Annotated in this window: 10 protein-coding genes; 2 read left to right on the forward strand and 8 right to left on the reverse strand. The window is 71.1% G+C overall.

Going from position 1 to position 13,736, the window contains the following annotated elements; translation table 11 throughout:
* Window positions 1-76 precede the first annotated feature (76 nt).
* Entirely contained in the window at window positions 77-1,879 is a 1,803-nt protein-coding gene (locus ACIHCX_RS30025) for a SpoIIE family protein phosphatase (protein WP_400034927.1), read from the forward strand.
* A 402-nt stretch (window positions 1,880-2,281) separates the two neighbouring features.
* On the opposite strand, the gene ACIHCX_RS30030 is transcribed toward ACIHCX_RS30025, so the two are convergent.
* The 6 genes from ACIHCX_RS30030 to ACIHCX_RS30055 all read right to left on the reverse strand — a co-directional run bounded on the left by ACIHCX_RS30030 (window position 2,282) and on the right by ACIHCX_RS30055 (window position 9,001).
* On the reverse strand, window positions 2,282-2,974 hold the full coding sequence (locus ACIHCX_RS30030; protein WP_400034929.1) for a response regulator: 693 nt from the start codon (window positions 2,972-2,974) through the stop codon (window positions 2,282-2,284).
* 3 nt (window positions 2,975-2,977) lie between these two features.
* A complete protein-coding gene (locus ACIHCX_RS30035) occupies window positions 2,978-4,189 on the reverse strand; it encodes a sensor histidine kinase (protein WP_400034931.1) in 1,212 nt (403 codons plus the stop codon).
* A gap of 52 nt (window positions 4,190-4,241) precedes the next feature.
* The gene (locus tag ACIHCX_RS30040) at window positions 4,242-5,012 is read right to left on the reverse strand and encodes a lysostaphin resistance A-like protein (RefSeq protein ID WP_400034933.1); all 771 of its coding nucleotides are present in this window, start codon (window positions 5,010-5,012) and stop codon (window positions 4,242-4,244) included.
* A 361-nt stretch (window positions 5,013-5,373) separates the two neighbouring features.
* A complete protein-coding gene (locus ACIHCX_RS30045) occupies window positions 5,374-6,312 on the reverse strand; it encodes a sigma-70 family RNA polymerase sigma factor (protein ID WP_400034935.1) in 939 nt (312 codons plus the stop codon).
* A gap of 10 nt (window positions 6,313-6,322) precedes the next feature.
* Window positions 6,323-7,513: an NAD(P)/FAD-dependent oxidoreductase gene (locus tag ACIHCX_RS30050; RefSeq protein ID WP_400034937.1), complete on the reverse strand. Its 1,191-nt coding sequence runs from the start codon at window positions 7,511-7,513 to the stop codon at window positions 6,323-6,325.
* A 177-nt stretch (window positions 7,514-7,690) separates the two neighbouring features.
* Window positions 7,691-9,001: a DUF2254 domain-containing protein gene (locus tag ACIHCX_RS30055; protein WP_400034939.1), complete on the reverse strand. Its 1,311-nt coding sequence runs from the start codon at window positions 8,999-9,001 to the stop codon at window positions 7,691-7,693.
* A 373-nt stretch (window positions 9,002-9,374) separates the two neighbouring features.
* On the opposite strand from ACIHCX_RS30055, the gene ACIHCX_RS30060 reads away from it, so the two are divergent.
* Window positions 9,375-11,288, forward strand: coding sequence for an alkyl/aryl-sulfatase (locus ACIHCX_RS30060; RefSeq protein WP_400034941.1), 1,914 nt, complete (start codon window positions 9,375-9,377; stop codon window positions 11,286-11,288).
* A gap of 6 nt (window positions 11,289-11,294) precedes the next feature.
* Here ACIHCX_RS30060 and ACIHCX_RS30065 read toward each other — a convergent pair whose 3' ends face one another.
* Entirely contained in the window at window positions 11,295-12,641 is a 1,347-nt protein-coding gene (locus ACIHCX_RS30065; RefSeq protein WP_400034943.1) for an MGH1-like glycoside hydrolase domain-containing protein, read from the reverse strand.
* Between the two features lies 1 nt (window position 12,642).
* Entirely contained in the window at window positions 12,643-13,731 is a 1,089-nt protein-coding gene (locus ACIHCX_RS30070) for an ABC transporter ATP-binding protein (RefSeq protein ID WP_400034945.1), read from the reverse strand.
* Between the last annotated feature and the right edge of the window lie 5 nt (window positions 13,732-13,736).

Here is a 13,736-nt window from a genome sequence, read left to right on the forward strand (position 1 = left end):
CATTCATCATGTGTGTGGAACCGGCCGCGAGTCGCCCGTGGGCTCACCCCTTGATTCGCGTGAATCCGTGTCGCGGATGCGCGTACCCGCGAACGAACTCGCTGCTTCGACGGCGCGCAAGTTCCTGCGCGCCGCGCTCGTCGAGCGCTCCGCTCTGCAGTTCCCCGGAGTGCCAGTGATCAGCGAGCGGCTCCTCGACGACGCTGCACTCCTCGTCAGCGAACTGGTCACCAGCGTCGCCACGCAGGGCGCGTGCGAGATCGAAGTGGTCTGCTGCCTCGACGTCAGTGGAGGGTCGCCGGCCGAAGCCGCGCAGCGTGCGGCCGGACGGGTGGGTGTCGTGGTCGAAGTGCTGGACCGCAGCCCATTCGGCACCCTCCATGATGGAAAGGGCATGCACAGTGACATGGGCGACTACGGCCGACAGCTGATGCGCGCGCTGGCCCAGTCGTGGGGGGTGACCTACCGGCGCACCGGGAAGGCCGACTGGTTCTCTGTGGAGTGCGCCATGGAGACCCCGCTCAAGACCGAAGAGCAGGGCCTCACCGAAGCCGTCCCCCGAGAGCCGGCTGCCGCCGAGTCCGATACCGCCGCACCGCCGCGCGAGGGCCGGTGCCGCAGCGTCGAGTGGGCCGAGCGTGAAGGACAGTCGTTCCTCGCCGAGGCCGGCGAGCTGCTCGTCGGACAGCTGGACGAGGACATGGTCGCGGCGCTCGCCGGACAGCTTCTGGTCCCCAGGCTCGCCGACTGGTGCGGCGTATGGCTGACCACCGACAGCACCGAGATGCGGCTTTCCCAGGTCTGGCACATGGACGAGCAGCGGATCCGCACACTCCGCCTGGCGCTGGAGAAGGACCGACCGCCTGCCAGGCTGGGGATGACCGGTGCCCCGTGGCCCTGGCCCGCGGGTGAAGGAGCCGAGAAGGACGGCTCCGCGCTGGCGTTCCCGCTGGTCGCGGGCGGGCAGTGCCTCGGCACGCTCCTGATCGGCCAAGCAGGACTCCCTCACATGGCCGACGCCGTCGTACGGCTCGCGGAGGACGTGGCCCGGCGGGTGGCCCAGGCGGTAGTCACCGTCCGCCACTACACCCGGCAGGCGAGCATCAGCCGCACACTCCAGCTCAGCCAGCTCCCCACGTCCCTCGCCACCATTCCGGGCGTCGACACGGCGATCGTCTACGAGCCCTGTGGTGAGGGTCAGACCGTCGGTGGAGACTTCTATGACCTGTTCCCGATGGGAGACCACCGCTGGTGCTTCCTGCTCGGCGATGTGTGCGGCCACGACCTGGAGGCCATGTCCGGCACCGGCCTGGCCCGGCACCTCGTACGACTGCTGGCACGCGAGGGCCACGGCGTCGAAGCCCTGCTCAACCGGCTGAACCTCGCAATGGCGGAGGAGGCTGCCGAGGCCGTGACGTTCCGTGGCGAGCACGAGGGCTCGCGCTTCCTGAGCCTGCTGTACGGAGAGCTGGAGCCGGATGGGGTCACCGGCGGCACGCTGTGCACGATAGCCAGCGCCGGCCATCCGCTTCCGTTGCGGCTGTCGACCGACGGCTCGGTGACTCCCGCCGCAGCACCGCAGATGCTGCTCGGAATCGACAAGCTTGAGGAGTTTCACGCCAACACCTTCACCCTCGCACCGGGCGAGACGCTCCTGTGCGTTACCGACGGCGTCACCGAACGCCGCAGAGGCACACGGCAGTTGGACGACGACGACGGCCTGACGGAGATACTGCGCGGATGCATCGGACTGGGCGCCAAGGCCGTGGCGGAGCGGGTCCGGCGGGCCGTTCACGACTTCAGCACCGAGCCGATGGACGACGACCTGGCCGTGCTGGTGCTGGAGGCCGTTCCGGTCTTCGGGGCACGGCCACTCTGAGGCTCAACCTCGGGAGTGGACACCGGGTTTCATACGACGAGCGACAGCGTAGGTGATGAGGTCAGCTGTTGCTCGAACTCGACTGGCGTGAGGTAGCCGAGCGGAGTTGCGGCGGCGCCGGTTGTAGGGAGACGGTCGGGCCCACGAGCGGACCCTGGACAGAGCTTGGCGAGGCGGCCGACTACGCCGGAGAGGTCGCGCCCAACCACCTGATCCAGATCCATGAGGCCATGACAACGGATATCGCTGACCAGCAGGGATGCGGACCAGGCCGCTGATCAGCCCTCCCGTGTCTGCCAAACCGGTCGAGGTCCACTACGTCGTGGGACCATCCCCCCCCGCACGGCAGCCGCCGCTTTCGACCGCCTGAAATTCGGCCGCCGCCGACAGGGCCGTACCGGCTCATGGTGTGTCGGGCACCAGGCCGGTCCGGTAGGCGAGGACGACAGCCTGGACGCGGTCGCGCAGGCCGAGTTTGGTCAGGATCCGCGACACATAGGTCTTGACCGTCTCGGGGGCGATGAACATCGCCGCGGCGATCTCCGCGTTCGACAGCCCTTCGGCGATCAGACGGAGCGCCTCCAGTTCGCGGACGGTCAGCAGGCTCACGACGTCCTCCCCGGCCCGCCGGGAGGTGTCCGCCGGGCGGAGCCGTTCGGCGAAGTGGCCGATGAGGTGGCGGGTGACGGCCGGCGCCAGCAGTGCCTCGCCCCGGGCGACCGTCCGGACTGCGCCGACCAGCTCCGCCGGAGGCGAGTCCTTGAGGAGGAAGCCGCTCGCTCCGGCCCGAAGCGCGTCGTAGACGTAGGCGTCGACGTTGAAGGTGGTGACGACCAGCACCTTCGGTGGTGCCACGGCGTCGGGGCCGGCCAGCCGACGGGTCGCCTCGATGCCGTCGAGCAGGGGCATCCGGATGTCCATCACGACCACGTCGGGGCGCAGTTGTCGCGCGGCCTGCACCGCCGCGTGCCCGTTCTCGGCCTCCCCGACGACCTCCATGTCGGGCTGGGCGGAGAAGATGGTGACGTAGCCGGTGCGCACCAGTGCCTGGTCGTCGCAGACGAGTACACGGATCGGCGGCGGCGCATCGCTCAAGGTTCACTCCTGCACGGGCTCGGACGGGATCACGGCACGGACTCGGAACCCGCCGTCGGGCCTGGGTCCGGCCACCAGTTCACCATCGAGCATCCGTACCCGCTCACGCAGCCCGGCCAGACCTCGTCCTCCCGCAGGGCCCGGCCTCCGCGCGGCCGGTGCGGCAGCCGGGGAGGGGGCGGGCCCTTCGGTGACCACGTCCACCTCGATGTGCTCCTCGCCGTGCAGGACCAGGACCTGCGTCCGCCGCCCGGCCGCGTGCTTCATCGCGTTGGTGAGTGCTTCCTGCACCACGCGGTACGCGGCCAGTTCCACGTCCACACCCTGCGGCCGCTGCTCGCCCCGCTCGGTGAACTCGACGGGCTGACCCGACCTGCGGGCCTGCCCGACCAGGTCCCCCACCTTTCCCAGGGCGGGCGCCCGGTCCGCGGACGCGGACCGACCGGTCGCCTCCAGCACACCGAGCAGGTACCGCAGCTCGGTCAGCGCCCGGCGACCGGTGCCGCTGACAGCCGCCAGGCTTTCGTCCACGCGCGCCGGCGCGGACGTGAGAAGGAACTGCGCCGCGTCGGCCTGGACCACCATGGCCGTCACATGGTGGGTCACCACGTCGTGCAGTTCGCGCGCGATACGCGCGCGTTCGGCGGCCGCGGCCACCTCGGCTGCCAGCCGCCGGCGCTCGGCCTCCTCCGTCCGACGCCTGCGCACGCCGCCCCCGACCAGCCAGACCCCGGCCAGGACCAGATAGAACGCGAGGTAGTCCGGGATCGTCTGCGGTGAGCCGAGGCGGTGCAGGACGACCGCCAGCACGGCATAGCCCGCGCTCGCCACGGCGGGCAGAGCGCGGCGGAAGGAGGCCTGGTGGGCCCCGGCCGAGTACAGGGCGGGATAGAGCCCGACGGTCCCGAACGTCGCCGGGCAGCCCAGGGCCTGATGCATCGCGAACGCGCAACCGACGACCGCGAGGCAGACCGCGGGCCACCGGGTGCGCACCGCCAGCGGCAGAGTCTGAGCCAGGGTCAGCCCGATGCTCAGCGCTCCCGGCGCATCCCCGGACAGGTCTGCGATCTGCGCCCCGACCTGCGACAGGGTCGGCACGAAGGCCAGCAGGGTGAGACCCAGCGCGAGAACACCGTCCTCGACCGACCGCCTCCGCTCCGCCCACCGGCGGAACAGCCCCTGCAGCAGCGGCAGTCTGCGAGACGACCCGAGCACTGTCACTTCCCTCTCCGTTCCGTCCGGCCGTAGGCGGTGCCGCGCGCAGCGCTCAGGAGGCGACGCGCCTCCGGGGAAGCAGACCGCCCCGGCGGTGGGCGCGGACGAACATCCGGACCACCAGCGCCGCACCGATCAGGACGGTAACGGCCGACGCCTCAAGGCCGAAAGCGCCGCCGGTCAGCAGGGTCGGACCACTGGCGTCCACGGACAGCAGCCCCTTGGCGGTGTTGCCCGAGACCTGGATGCCGAGCAGCTGCTCGGTGGCGTTCCAGGCGAAGTGCACACCCACGACGAACCAGATGCTGCGCCGCCACAGGAACGCCGCCCCCAGCATCGCACCCGCTTCGATGGCGATCGACAGTCCGCTCCACGCGGTGGCCCCGGGATTGGCCATGTGCACGGCACCGAAGAGCAGCGCGGTGATCGCGACAGCGGCACGGCTGCCGAATTTCTGCTCCAGGCCCTGCAGAGCGAGGCCGCGGAACATCAGCTCCTCGGCGACCGCCGCGCCCGCCTGCACGGTGACCGCGGACGCCAGGACGGAGAAGAACCCGTTTCCGGCCCAGGAGAACGAGTAGCCCCCGAACGCCGCGATCACGAGGGTGGACACGAGGATGAAGCCCAGGCCGAGCCCGCAGCCGAGCAACGCCTCCCGCACAGCCCCGCGCCGGGCGATCTCCGGCATCGGCCGCCGCGCGACGAAGCGCATCACCGCCCAGTACACGCCCACCGCAACGGCCGCCCCCACCACCGGCAGTGGACCGGGGCCGGTCGCCGTCGAAGCCGAGACCACGCCGACACCGACGATGCCGATCGGCATCCAGCCGAACGGAGAGCGAAAGATCCGGCCGACGCGGCTCCCGCCCGGACCGGAGCCCCCCGGGAACCGGTCGTGCTCCGACTCGTGGTGTGTGGTGGATGTCGCGCTCATCATGGCCTCCCCTTGGACTCGGCCGCACAGGCTGCGGCCCGCCGACCACGCTAGGAACACCACCGCGTCCGCGATTCACCCGCGAGCGGACACAACCGGTAGCTCTCACGGGGGATGACACCGCCGAGGTGCCCCGGACGCCGGGCGGCCGCCGGGGTCCGGTGCGGTCCGCCCGGTGCCGTGCAGCGAGGGGGCCGAAGGGGCGTCCGTCCTCGCTCCGACTCAGGTCACTGGATTCCGATGGCCCTGGTCACCATGCGTTGATGACCGGCGCGTCAGGTTCGTGCTGCCGCCAGGCCTCATTGAGGCGCGCGAGCCGGTCCGCGGCGGCGATGCCGCGCAGGGAGGCGACCTTGCAGTCGCTGACTTCGAACGCCACGGTGCCCACGACCCGGCCGTCGACCACGGCGAGGACGGCCGGGGAGCCGTTGACCATTGCGATGTGGAATGTGGGGGAGCCGCCGGCCAGCCGCTGCTTCGCCGGAGTGGGCTTGAAGCCGGCCCGCACGGAGGAGGCGACCCGCTCGCGCGTCGTGCACCGCAGCAGCCGCCTGGCCAGTCCGGCGCCGTCCGAGACCGCGGTCGCGTCGGCCGTGAGCAGCGCCACCAGCCGTTCAGTGCGCCCCGACAAGGCGGCGGCGAGGAACTCCTCGACGATCCGGCGCGCGGACGCCGGGTCCACCTCGCCGCCGCTGCGACGCTCGGCGACGACCCGGCGTCGGGCCCGGTGGACATGCTGCTGGCTCGCGGACTCGGTGATGTCGAGGATCCCGGCGATCTCGGCGTGGGGGTACGAGAAGGCCTCACGCAGGACGTAAGCGGCCCGCTCGACCGGTGAGAGGCGCTCCATGAGGGTCAGCACGGCCAACGACACCGATTCGCGCTGCTCGAAGGTATCGGCAGGGCCGAGCATCGGGTCGCCCTCGAGGAGCGGCTCGGGCAGCCAGTCTCCGACAGCGCGCTCATGGCGTGCCTGCGCCGAGCGGAGCCGGTCGAGGCAGAGATTGGTGACGACCTTGGTCAGCCATGCCTCCGGCACCTCGATACGCTCCCGGTCGGCGGCCTGCCAGCGCAGAAACGCGTCCTGCACGGCGTCCTCGGCGTCGGCCGCCGAGCCGAGCAGACGGTACGCGAGCGAGGCCAGCCGGCCCCGGCCGGCCTCGAACCGATCGATGGCTGCGCTGTCCATGCGGAGCAGCCTACGCGGCGGTTCTCACACCGCGCCGGTCAGGCGCGGTGGCCAGGTGGCGCTTGCGCTTCGGCATGCCGAAGGTCGGGTGGGCGATGCCCCACCCGGCCCCCTTGAGCACACCCGACTTGAGCCGCGCCGCGGTCCGGCCGCCCAGGTACCAGGACTTCGACCGGACGTCCCCGTCCACCATCTGGAAGATCGCATCCCGCCGCCCGAGGCTGATGTGGTTGCCGTAGTACTTCAGCCCAACGGCAGGGACCTCGCTGCCCGTCAGGCGCGCGATGATCGCGGCGGTCGCCTGCATGTTCGTGAAGCCGGCCGAGGCGCAGGACATCGGCAGCGGCCGGCCGTTCTCGCCGATCGCATAGGCGCAGTCCCCGGCGGCGTAGACGTCCGGGTGCGAGACCGAGCGCATGGTGCGGTCGACGACGACCTGGCCGGTCTCGGCGACCTCCAGGCCGCCGGCGGCCGCGATGGGGTGCACGGCGAACCCGGCCGACCACACGGTCACGTCGGCCGGGATGGACGTACCGTCGGCGGCGATCGCCCGTGTCGGCTCGACGGCTTCGATGCCGGTGTGCTCGTGAACGGTGATGCCGAGCCGGTCGAAGGCCTGGCGCAGGTGACGGCGGGCCTTCGGGGAGAGCCAGGCGCCCAGCTCCCCGCGGGCGGCGAGCGCGACCGAGAGGTCGGGCCGGGACTCGGCGAACTCGGTGGCGGTCTCGATGCCGGTCAGCCCCTCACCGACGACCAGCACGGTGCCGCCCTCGCCCAGGCCGGCCAGGCGCTCACGCAGACGCAGCGCCGAGGACCGGCCGGTCACATCGAAGGCGTACTCGGCGACGCCGGGGACGCCATGGTGGGCCACGGAGCTGCCGAGCGTGTAGAGAAGCGTGTCGTACGCGAGGTCGCCGTCGCCGTCCTCGCCGGTCACGGCGACGGTCCTGCGCTCGGGGTCGATGCCGGTGACGCGCGCCAGGCGCAGCCGCACCCCGGTGCCCGCGAATACGTCGGCGAGCTTGCGGAACGCGACGTCCTGGCCGATCGCGAGCTGGTGGAGCCGCATCCGCTCAACGAAGTCGGGCACGGCGTTGACGACGGTGATCTCGGTGTCGGCGGGGGAGAGCCGGCGGGCCAGATTTCCGGCGGCGAAGGCCCCGGCGTATCCGGCGCCGAGTACGACGATGCGGTGCTTCATGGCGTTGCTCCTGTCTCGTTCGCGTGCCCCCTGAACGAGACGGCGCCCCGATTGCTGACAGGAACCGGGTGTGATGCGGGTCACCGAACCAAGGCGCGTGGCCGAGCCTCCGACAGGCGCCTGGGCGCCGACCTCGGCCACGGGGCGGCGGGTCATTCGACTTCGCCTGGTGGTTCGTCAGAGGCCGTGTGTGTGGGAGGGGCTGCCGAGTCCTTGCTGGTCCGGTTGGCTTGCCAGATGCATCAGGAGTGGGTCGGTGAGGTGTTCGGCGATGAGGCGTCGGAGGGCTTGCTCTCGTTCGGTGAGGGCCGGCAGCCGGTTCGGGGGTGCGGTGGCGCGCAGGCGTTGGAGGAGGGCCTGGAGCCGCCGGGCGGTCTGAGGGCTGGAGGAGCCGTAGAGGAGGGTTTCGTCGAGGGCGAGGGAGACGAGGTCCGGCCATTGCGGGGCCGGGTGGAGGACGCGGGGTGTGCCGTGGGCGTCGAGGAGCCAGGTGGGGCCGAGGGGGCGCTGTGCGAGTCGCAGCAGCGCGTCCTCGATCTGGTGGAGGGCCTGGACGGCCGTGGTGGGATCGTTGATGGCGGGGGAGAGAGCGCGGACGGCGATGTCGGCGAGGAGCCGCAAGCCGTACGAAGTGTCCTGTTCGAGGGTGCGGCTGGGGCCGTAGCGCACGCAGGCGCTGATCCGGCGCGCCATACGCGGGCCGACGGGGGCTCCTTCCGGCTTCACGCGCGCCACGAGGTCCCCTGTGGCGACGAAGTCACCCACTGCGTGGGTGAGGTGGATGCGGAGCCGGTTCTGGGCGGCGAGCCGGGTGATGCGTCCTTCATTGACGGAGACGACGACGGATGGCCGGCCGCGGTGTGTGACCAGGAGTGTGCCCTGGCGGTTCCCGTCGTCTGCGGGGTCGGCGAGCGCGGCGGTCCGGGTGACCGGGGGGTGCTGGTGCTCGATGACGGTGCGCAGGCGTTGTCCGACACCGCGGGACAGGCCGCCGCCGGTGACCGCGTGGCGCAGTGAGGCCAGCAGGTACAGGACGACGACGGCGTCGATGAGGACGAGCGTGATCGCGACGGTCACGCTCAGGCGTGGGACGCTGTTGCCGCGGACGTGGCTGAGTGCCACCAGCGCGTACACGGCGGTGCCGATGAGCAGGCCGAACAGCACGAGGTAACGGCTGAAGTAGCCGAGGGCTGCGACCAGTCGGGGGGACATGGATTGGACGGTCTGCACGACCAGGGTGATGGCCGTGACGATGAACCCCGCCAGCGTGATCATGCTGCCGGCGACCGCGGCGAGGGTCGCCTGCGCCGTGGAGGCGTCGAATCCCAGGCCGCGCAGCGGTAGCCTCCTCTCCCAGCGCGGCAGGAACCAGCCCAGCAGCACTCCACCCGCGACCAGGGCCGCGGCCGCGCCTGGGCCGCGCAGGCCCCGGACACGGTGGCCTGGGCGGCCGTGCAGCGGACGCCGCGCCCAGGTTCCGGACGTCACCGGGGGCTCGCCGGCGCGGGAGCCCAGCCACTGACGTCAGCGGTCTCCACCTGTGTGTGCGCAGGCTCGGACCGGGGCGGTGGCCTGCTGCACGCCCGGCACTCGTTCACTGGTCGGCCTCCTCGGTGCTTGCCGTGACAGGCAGGGGACTTCGATCATCGAGCCGCGCCGGCCGCGGGGCGAACCGGCTCAGCCGGGCGGATGAGACGGCGCGGTCGCGACGAGCACCGCCGCTCTCCGACCGGGCAGCCGGAGCATGCGGTACCCCTCCGACGGAGGATCTCGGCTGGTGGGGCAGCAGAGGGCGAGGGAGGGTGGAGCGGGCCATGAATGTGCCTGCGCTGGTCGATCGCGCTCACCGCCTGTGAGGGAGATGGTGTTGTCTCAGTACCGTGAGGCCAAGGCCGCGCAGCCGGGGATCGCCAGGGCCAACGACGAGGTGAGAAGGCGTCTTCCCTTCCGTGACACGCAGGACCTCGAGGACGCTCGCCGCGGGTTTGTGGGCACGGCGCGGGACGACCTCATCCGCGACCGGGCGGGGCGCGCGGTGTGGGATCTGGGCGTGTACGGCTTCCTCGACCGGGAGTGCCCGGACACGGCGAATCCGAGCCTGTGGCGGCAGAGCCGGCTGTGCGCGGACCACGGCCTGTTCGAGGTGACCGACGGTATCTACCAGGTGCGCGGCTTCGATCTGTCGAACATGACGCTGGTGGAAGGCGAGCGCGGTGTCTTCGTCATCGATCCGCTGCTGTGCGCCGAGACCGCGGCGGCGGGTTTGGCCCTCTACCGCTCCCACCGGGGGGAGCGCCCTGTGACCGGCGTGCTGTACACCCACAGTCACGCCGACCACTTCGGCGGTGTGCGGGGTGTCGTCAGCGAGGAGGACGTTGCCGGCGGCGTGCCGGTGTACGCCCCTCACGGCTTTCTGGAACACGCGGTCAGCGAGAACGTCCATGCCGGTACGGCCATGGGCCGCCGTGCCGCCTACATGTACGGCGCCGCTCTGCCGAAGGGCGAGCGCGGGCAGGTCGGATCGGGCCTGGGACAGACGACCTCGACCGGTGCGGTCGGCCTGATTCCGCCGACACTGGACATCACCCGGACCGGACAGACGGAGACCGTCGACACCATTCGGATGGTGTTCCAGCTCACTCCGGGCACCGAGGCACCTGCGGAGATGAACATCCATTTCCCCGATCGTGCGGCGCTGTGCATGGCGGAGAACGCCACCCACAACCTGCACAACCTGCTCACGCTGAGGGGTGCCGAGGTCCGCGACCCGCGCGTGTGGGCCCGCTACCTTGCCGAAGCCGTCGGCCTGTTCGCCGCATCCAGCGATGTGGCGTTCGCCTCGCACCACTGGCCCACCTTCGGTCGGGAGCGCGTCGTCGAGTTCTTGACCACTCAGCGCGACCTGTATGCCTACCTCCACGACCAGACCCTGCGCATGCTCAACCAGGGCCTGACGGCACTGGAGATTGCCGAGCAGATGACGCTGCCTCCGGCGCTGGAGCGGGCGTGGCACACCCACGGCTACTACGGCTCGGTCAGCCACAACACCAAGGCGATCTACCAGCGCTACCTCGGCTGGTTCGACGGCAATCCGGCCCACCTGTGGGAGCATCCCCCGGTCGAAGCCGCCAGGAGGTACGTGGAGTTCATGGGCGGCGCGGACGAGGTCCTGCGCCGCGCTCGCCAGTCCTACCAGGAGGGTGACTTCCGCTGGGTGGCCCAGGTCGTCAACCACGTGCTGTTCGCCGAACCGGACAACGCCGAAGCCCGCACCTTGCAGGCCGATGCCCTGGAACAGCTCGGGTACGGCAGCGAGAACGGTACCTGGCGGAACTTCTACCTGATGGGTGCGCACGAACTGCGCCACGGCTCGGTCGGCACGCCCACCGTCGCCGCCTCCCCCGACGTGGTGGCCGCGTTGACGCTGGATCAGTTGTTCGACGCCCTCGCCGTCCGGGTGGACGGTCCGCGCAGCTGGGACGCGGTCATCACCGTCCGCTGGAACCTCACCGACGGCGAGCCCGTCACCCAGCAGCTGCGCAACGGCGTCCTCACTCACGTCACCGGCACCGGCACCGGACCCGCCACGGCCGCCACGGACGTCGAGGTCACCCTTGCCGAGCCCAGCCTGCGGGCCGTCCTGCTCGGGACTGTCTCTCCCGGCGACCTGGCGGCGCGCGCAGACGTCACCATCACTGGTGACCCGGGCAAACTCACCGAACTTCTCGGCTACCTCGGCGATCCGGACCCGGACTTCGCCATCGTCACGCCGTGATGTCGCCTACCGGTGGGTCTCCCGTGCGGGCTCGTCGCTCAGCCAGCCGAGCGTCACCGCCGCGGTCCACGACTGGTGGCGGCTGCCCAGCGCCTCGCCGGTGAAGGGTTCGTAGTACTCGCCGAAGGCCAGGTCGGCCAGCTGGCGCAGGGACTCGCCGCGGATCGACTCGGCGAGGTCCGTCGCCCCCTGCCGGTTCAGCGCCCAGGTCAACAGCCAGTTGACCACGGGCCACTGCGGTCCGCGCCAGTACGAGCGGGGCCGGAAGTCGGCGCTGCACGGCGAGGTGGACGGCGGTACGGCGAACTTCAACTCGGGGTGGCCGCACCAGCGCTCCGAGGCCAGCAGCGCGAGCTGCCGTTCGACGAGCGCGTCGTCGCCGCCGCTGAGCAGCGGGGCGAATCCGGCGATGGTCTCGGTCTGCACCCAGGCACCGGTGAGCACGTTCAGATCCCGTGCCAGGCCGGTCTCCGGCGACACGGTGGACAGCACACCACGGCGGAAGCGGCCGGCGGTCTCCCGCAGTTCCGCCGCCTCGGCCGACCGGCCCAGTTCGTCGCCGAGTTCGGCCAGGACGTCGCTGGCGATGGCCATGATCGCGGACATGAAGACGTCCACCATGCGGAAGTCGACGACATCGCGGACCCGCTCGTCGTCGTAGCCGGCCTCGCGCATCTGACGGACCAGCCACAGGTACCGCTGGTACTCGGCGTCCGTGGGGCGTTGCGCGGCGTCCTCCACGTGCGCGAGGTCATGGCGGCGCAGCTCGGTCTTCTCGCGGGGGAGCACGGCCGCGTAGGCGGCATCCCAGCGCGGTGAGTTGTCCATTCCGGATTCCCAGCCGTGGTGGATCTCCAGCAGGCCGCGGTCGTGCGGGTCGCGGACGCGGTCCAGCCAGCGGTGCCAGGCCAGCCACTGGTCGAAGGTGCGGGCGACGAACTCCTCGGCCTCCTTCCGTGCCGTACCGCCGGCCCTTCGCCCCGCGGCCAGCACCTGCTGCACGGCGATGGCGTGCACGGGAGGCTGGCAGATCCCGGAGGTCCGCACCGACTTCGGCGCGTGCTCGGAGCGCTGGGACACCCACACGTCCGGACCGGGGAAGTAGTCGGTGTCCGGGGCGAACACGATGTGCGGAAGCATGCCGGTGCTCCACTGCGCCGCGAGCAGCCAGTCGAGTTCGGCGATGGCCCGCGGCACCGAGAGGGTGGACAGGCCCATCGTGATGAAGGCCGCGTCCCAGCTCCACTGGTGTGGGTACAGCTTGGGCGCCGCGGTGGTCAGCGTGCCGGTGTCATTGCCGCGCAGTACATAGGCGGCGTGGGCGGCAAGGGCGGATTCGGTCGGGGCGGCCATGTCAGGCGTTCTCCAGCAGCAGTGAGGTCTCGGAGTCGTAGAAGCGCACAGCGGGATCGGCGAAGGTGAGGGACACCCGGGTGCCGGGTTCCCCGCGGAACGTGGCAGGCACCTGCGCCTTGATCTCGTGGCCGGCGAGCCGACAGGTCAGCAGGGTCGCGGCGCCCGTCGGCTCGACCACGTCGATCTCGGCGGGCAGTGAACCGGGCACGTCGCCGGTGCTGACGGTGATGTTCTCGGCCCGCACGCCGAGCAGCACCGGACGGTCGGTGAAGGAGGCGAGGTGCTCGGGGCCGGCCCAGCTCAGCTCGCCCAGCGTCAGACCGGTGCGGCCGGCCTCGCTGGTGACGCGCACCGGGAGGAAGTTCATCGGCGGGGCGCCGAGGAAGCCGCCGACGAACGAGTCCGCGGGACGGTCGTAGACGTCGATGGGGTTGCCGAGCTGGCTGATGCGCCCGTCGCGCATGACGGCGACCCGGTCGCCGAGCGAGAGCGCCTCGGCCTGGTCGTGGGTGACGTAGACGGTGGTGGTGCCGATCTGCCGGACGATGCGTTTGAACTCGGAACGGAACTGCAACCGCAGCAGCGCGTCGAGGTTGGACAGCGGTTCGTCCATCAGCAGGACGTCGGCGTCGACCACGATGGCCCGGGCCACCGCGACGCGCTGCCGCTGCCCGCCGGAGAGCTGGGCGGGGTGGCGGTCGAGGTAGTCGCCGAGGTTGAGCAGTTCGGCGGCGCGTTCCACCCGCTCGGCGATCTTCTCTTTGGGCACCTTGGCGAGCATGAGGCCGAAGCCGATGTTCTGCCGGACCCTCATGTGCGGGAAGACCGCGTAGGACTGGAAGACCATCGAGACGTTGCGCTGCCGGGCCGGCAGGTCGGTGACGTCCCGGCCGCCGATGCTCACGGTGCCGGAGTCCGGGCTCTCCAGTCCGGCGATCATGCGCAGCAGCGTGGTCTTTCCGCAGCCGCTCGGCCCGACGAGCACCAGCAGTTCACCGTCGGCCACCTCCAGGGAGATGTTCTCGGTGGCGGGGCGTTCGGTTCCGGGATAGGTCTTGACGATGTTGCGCAGGGATATGTCGGCCATGTCTT

The organism is Streptomyces sp. NPDC052043, assembly GCF_044548235.1.
Classification (GTDB): Bacteria; Actinomycetota; Actinomycetes; order Streptomycetales; family Streptomycetaceae; genus Streptomyces.

Excerpts from the sequence above, each read along its gene's own strand:
- ACIHCX_RS30045 (WP_400034935.1), bottom strand. The coding sequence starts at position 6,312 with ATGGACAGCGCAGCCATCGATCGGTTCGAGGCCGGCCGGGGCCGGCTG.
- ACIHCX_RS30060 (WP_400034941.1), top strand. The coding sequence starts at position 9,375 with ATGGTGTTGTCTCAGTACCGTGAGGCCAAGGCCGCGCAGCCGGGGATC.
- ACIHCX_RS30070 (WP_400034945.1), bottom strand. The coding sequence starts at position 13,731 with ATGGCCGACATATCCCTGCGCAACATCGTCAAGACCTATCCCGGAACC.
- ACIHCX_RS30040 (WP_400034933.1), bottom strand. The coding sequence starts at position 5,012 with ATGCCGATCGGCATCGTCGGTGTCGGCGTGGTCTCGGCTTCGACGGCG.
- ACIHCX_RS30065 (WP_400034943.1), bottom strand. The coding sequence starts at position 12,641 with ATGGCCGCCCCGACCGAATCCGCCCTTGCCGCCCACGCCGCCTATGTA.
- ACIHCX_RS30025 (WP_400034927.1), top strand. The coding sequence starts at position 77 with ATGCGCGTACCCGCGAACGAACTCGCTGCTTCGACGGCGCGCAAGTTC.
- ACIHCX_RS30050 (WP_400034937.1), bottom strand. The coding sequence starts at position 7,513 with ATGAAGCACCGCATCGTCGTACTCGGCGCCGGATACGCCGGGGCCTTC.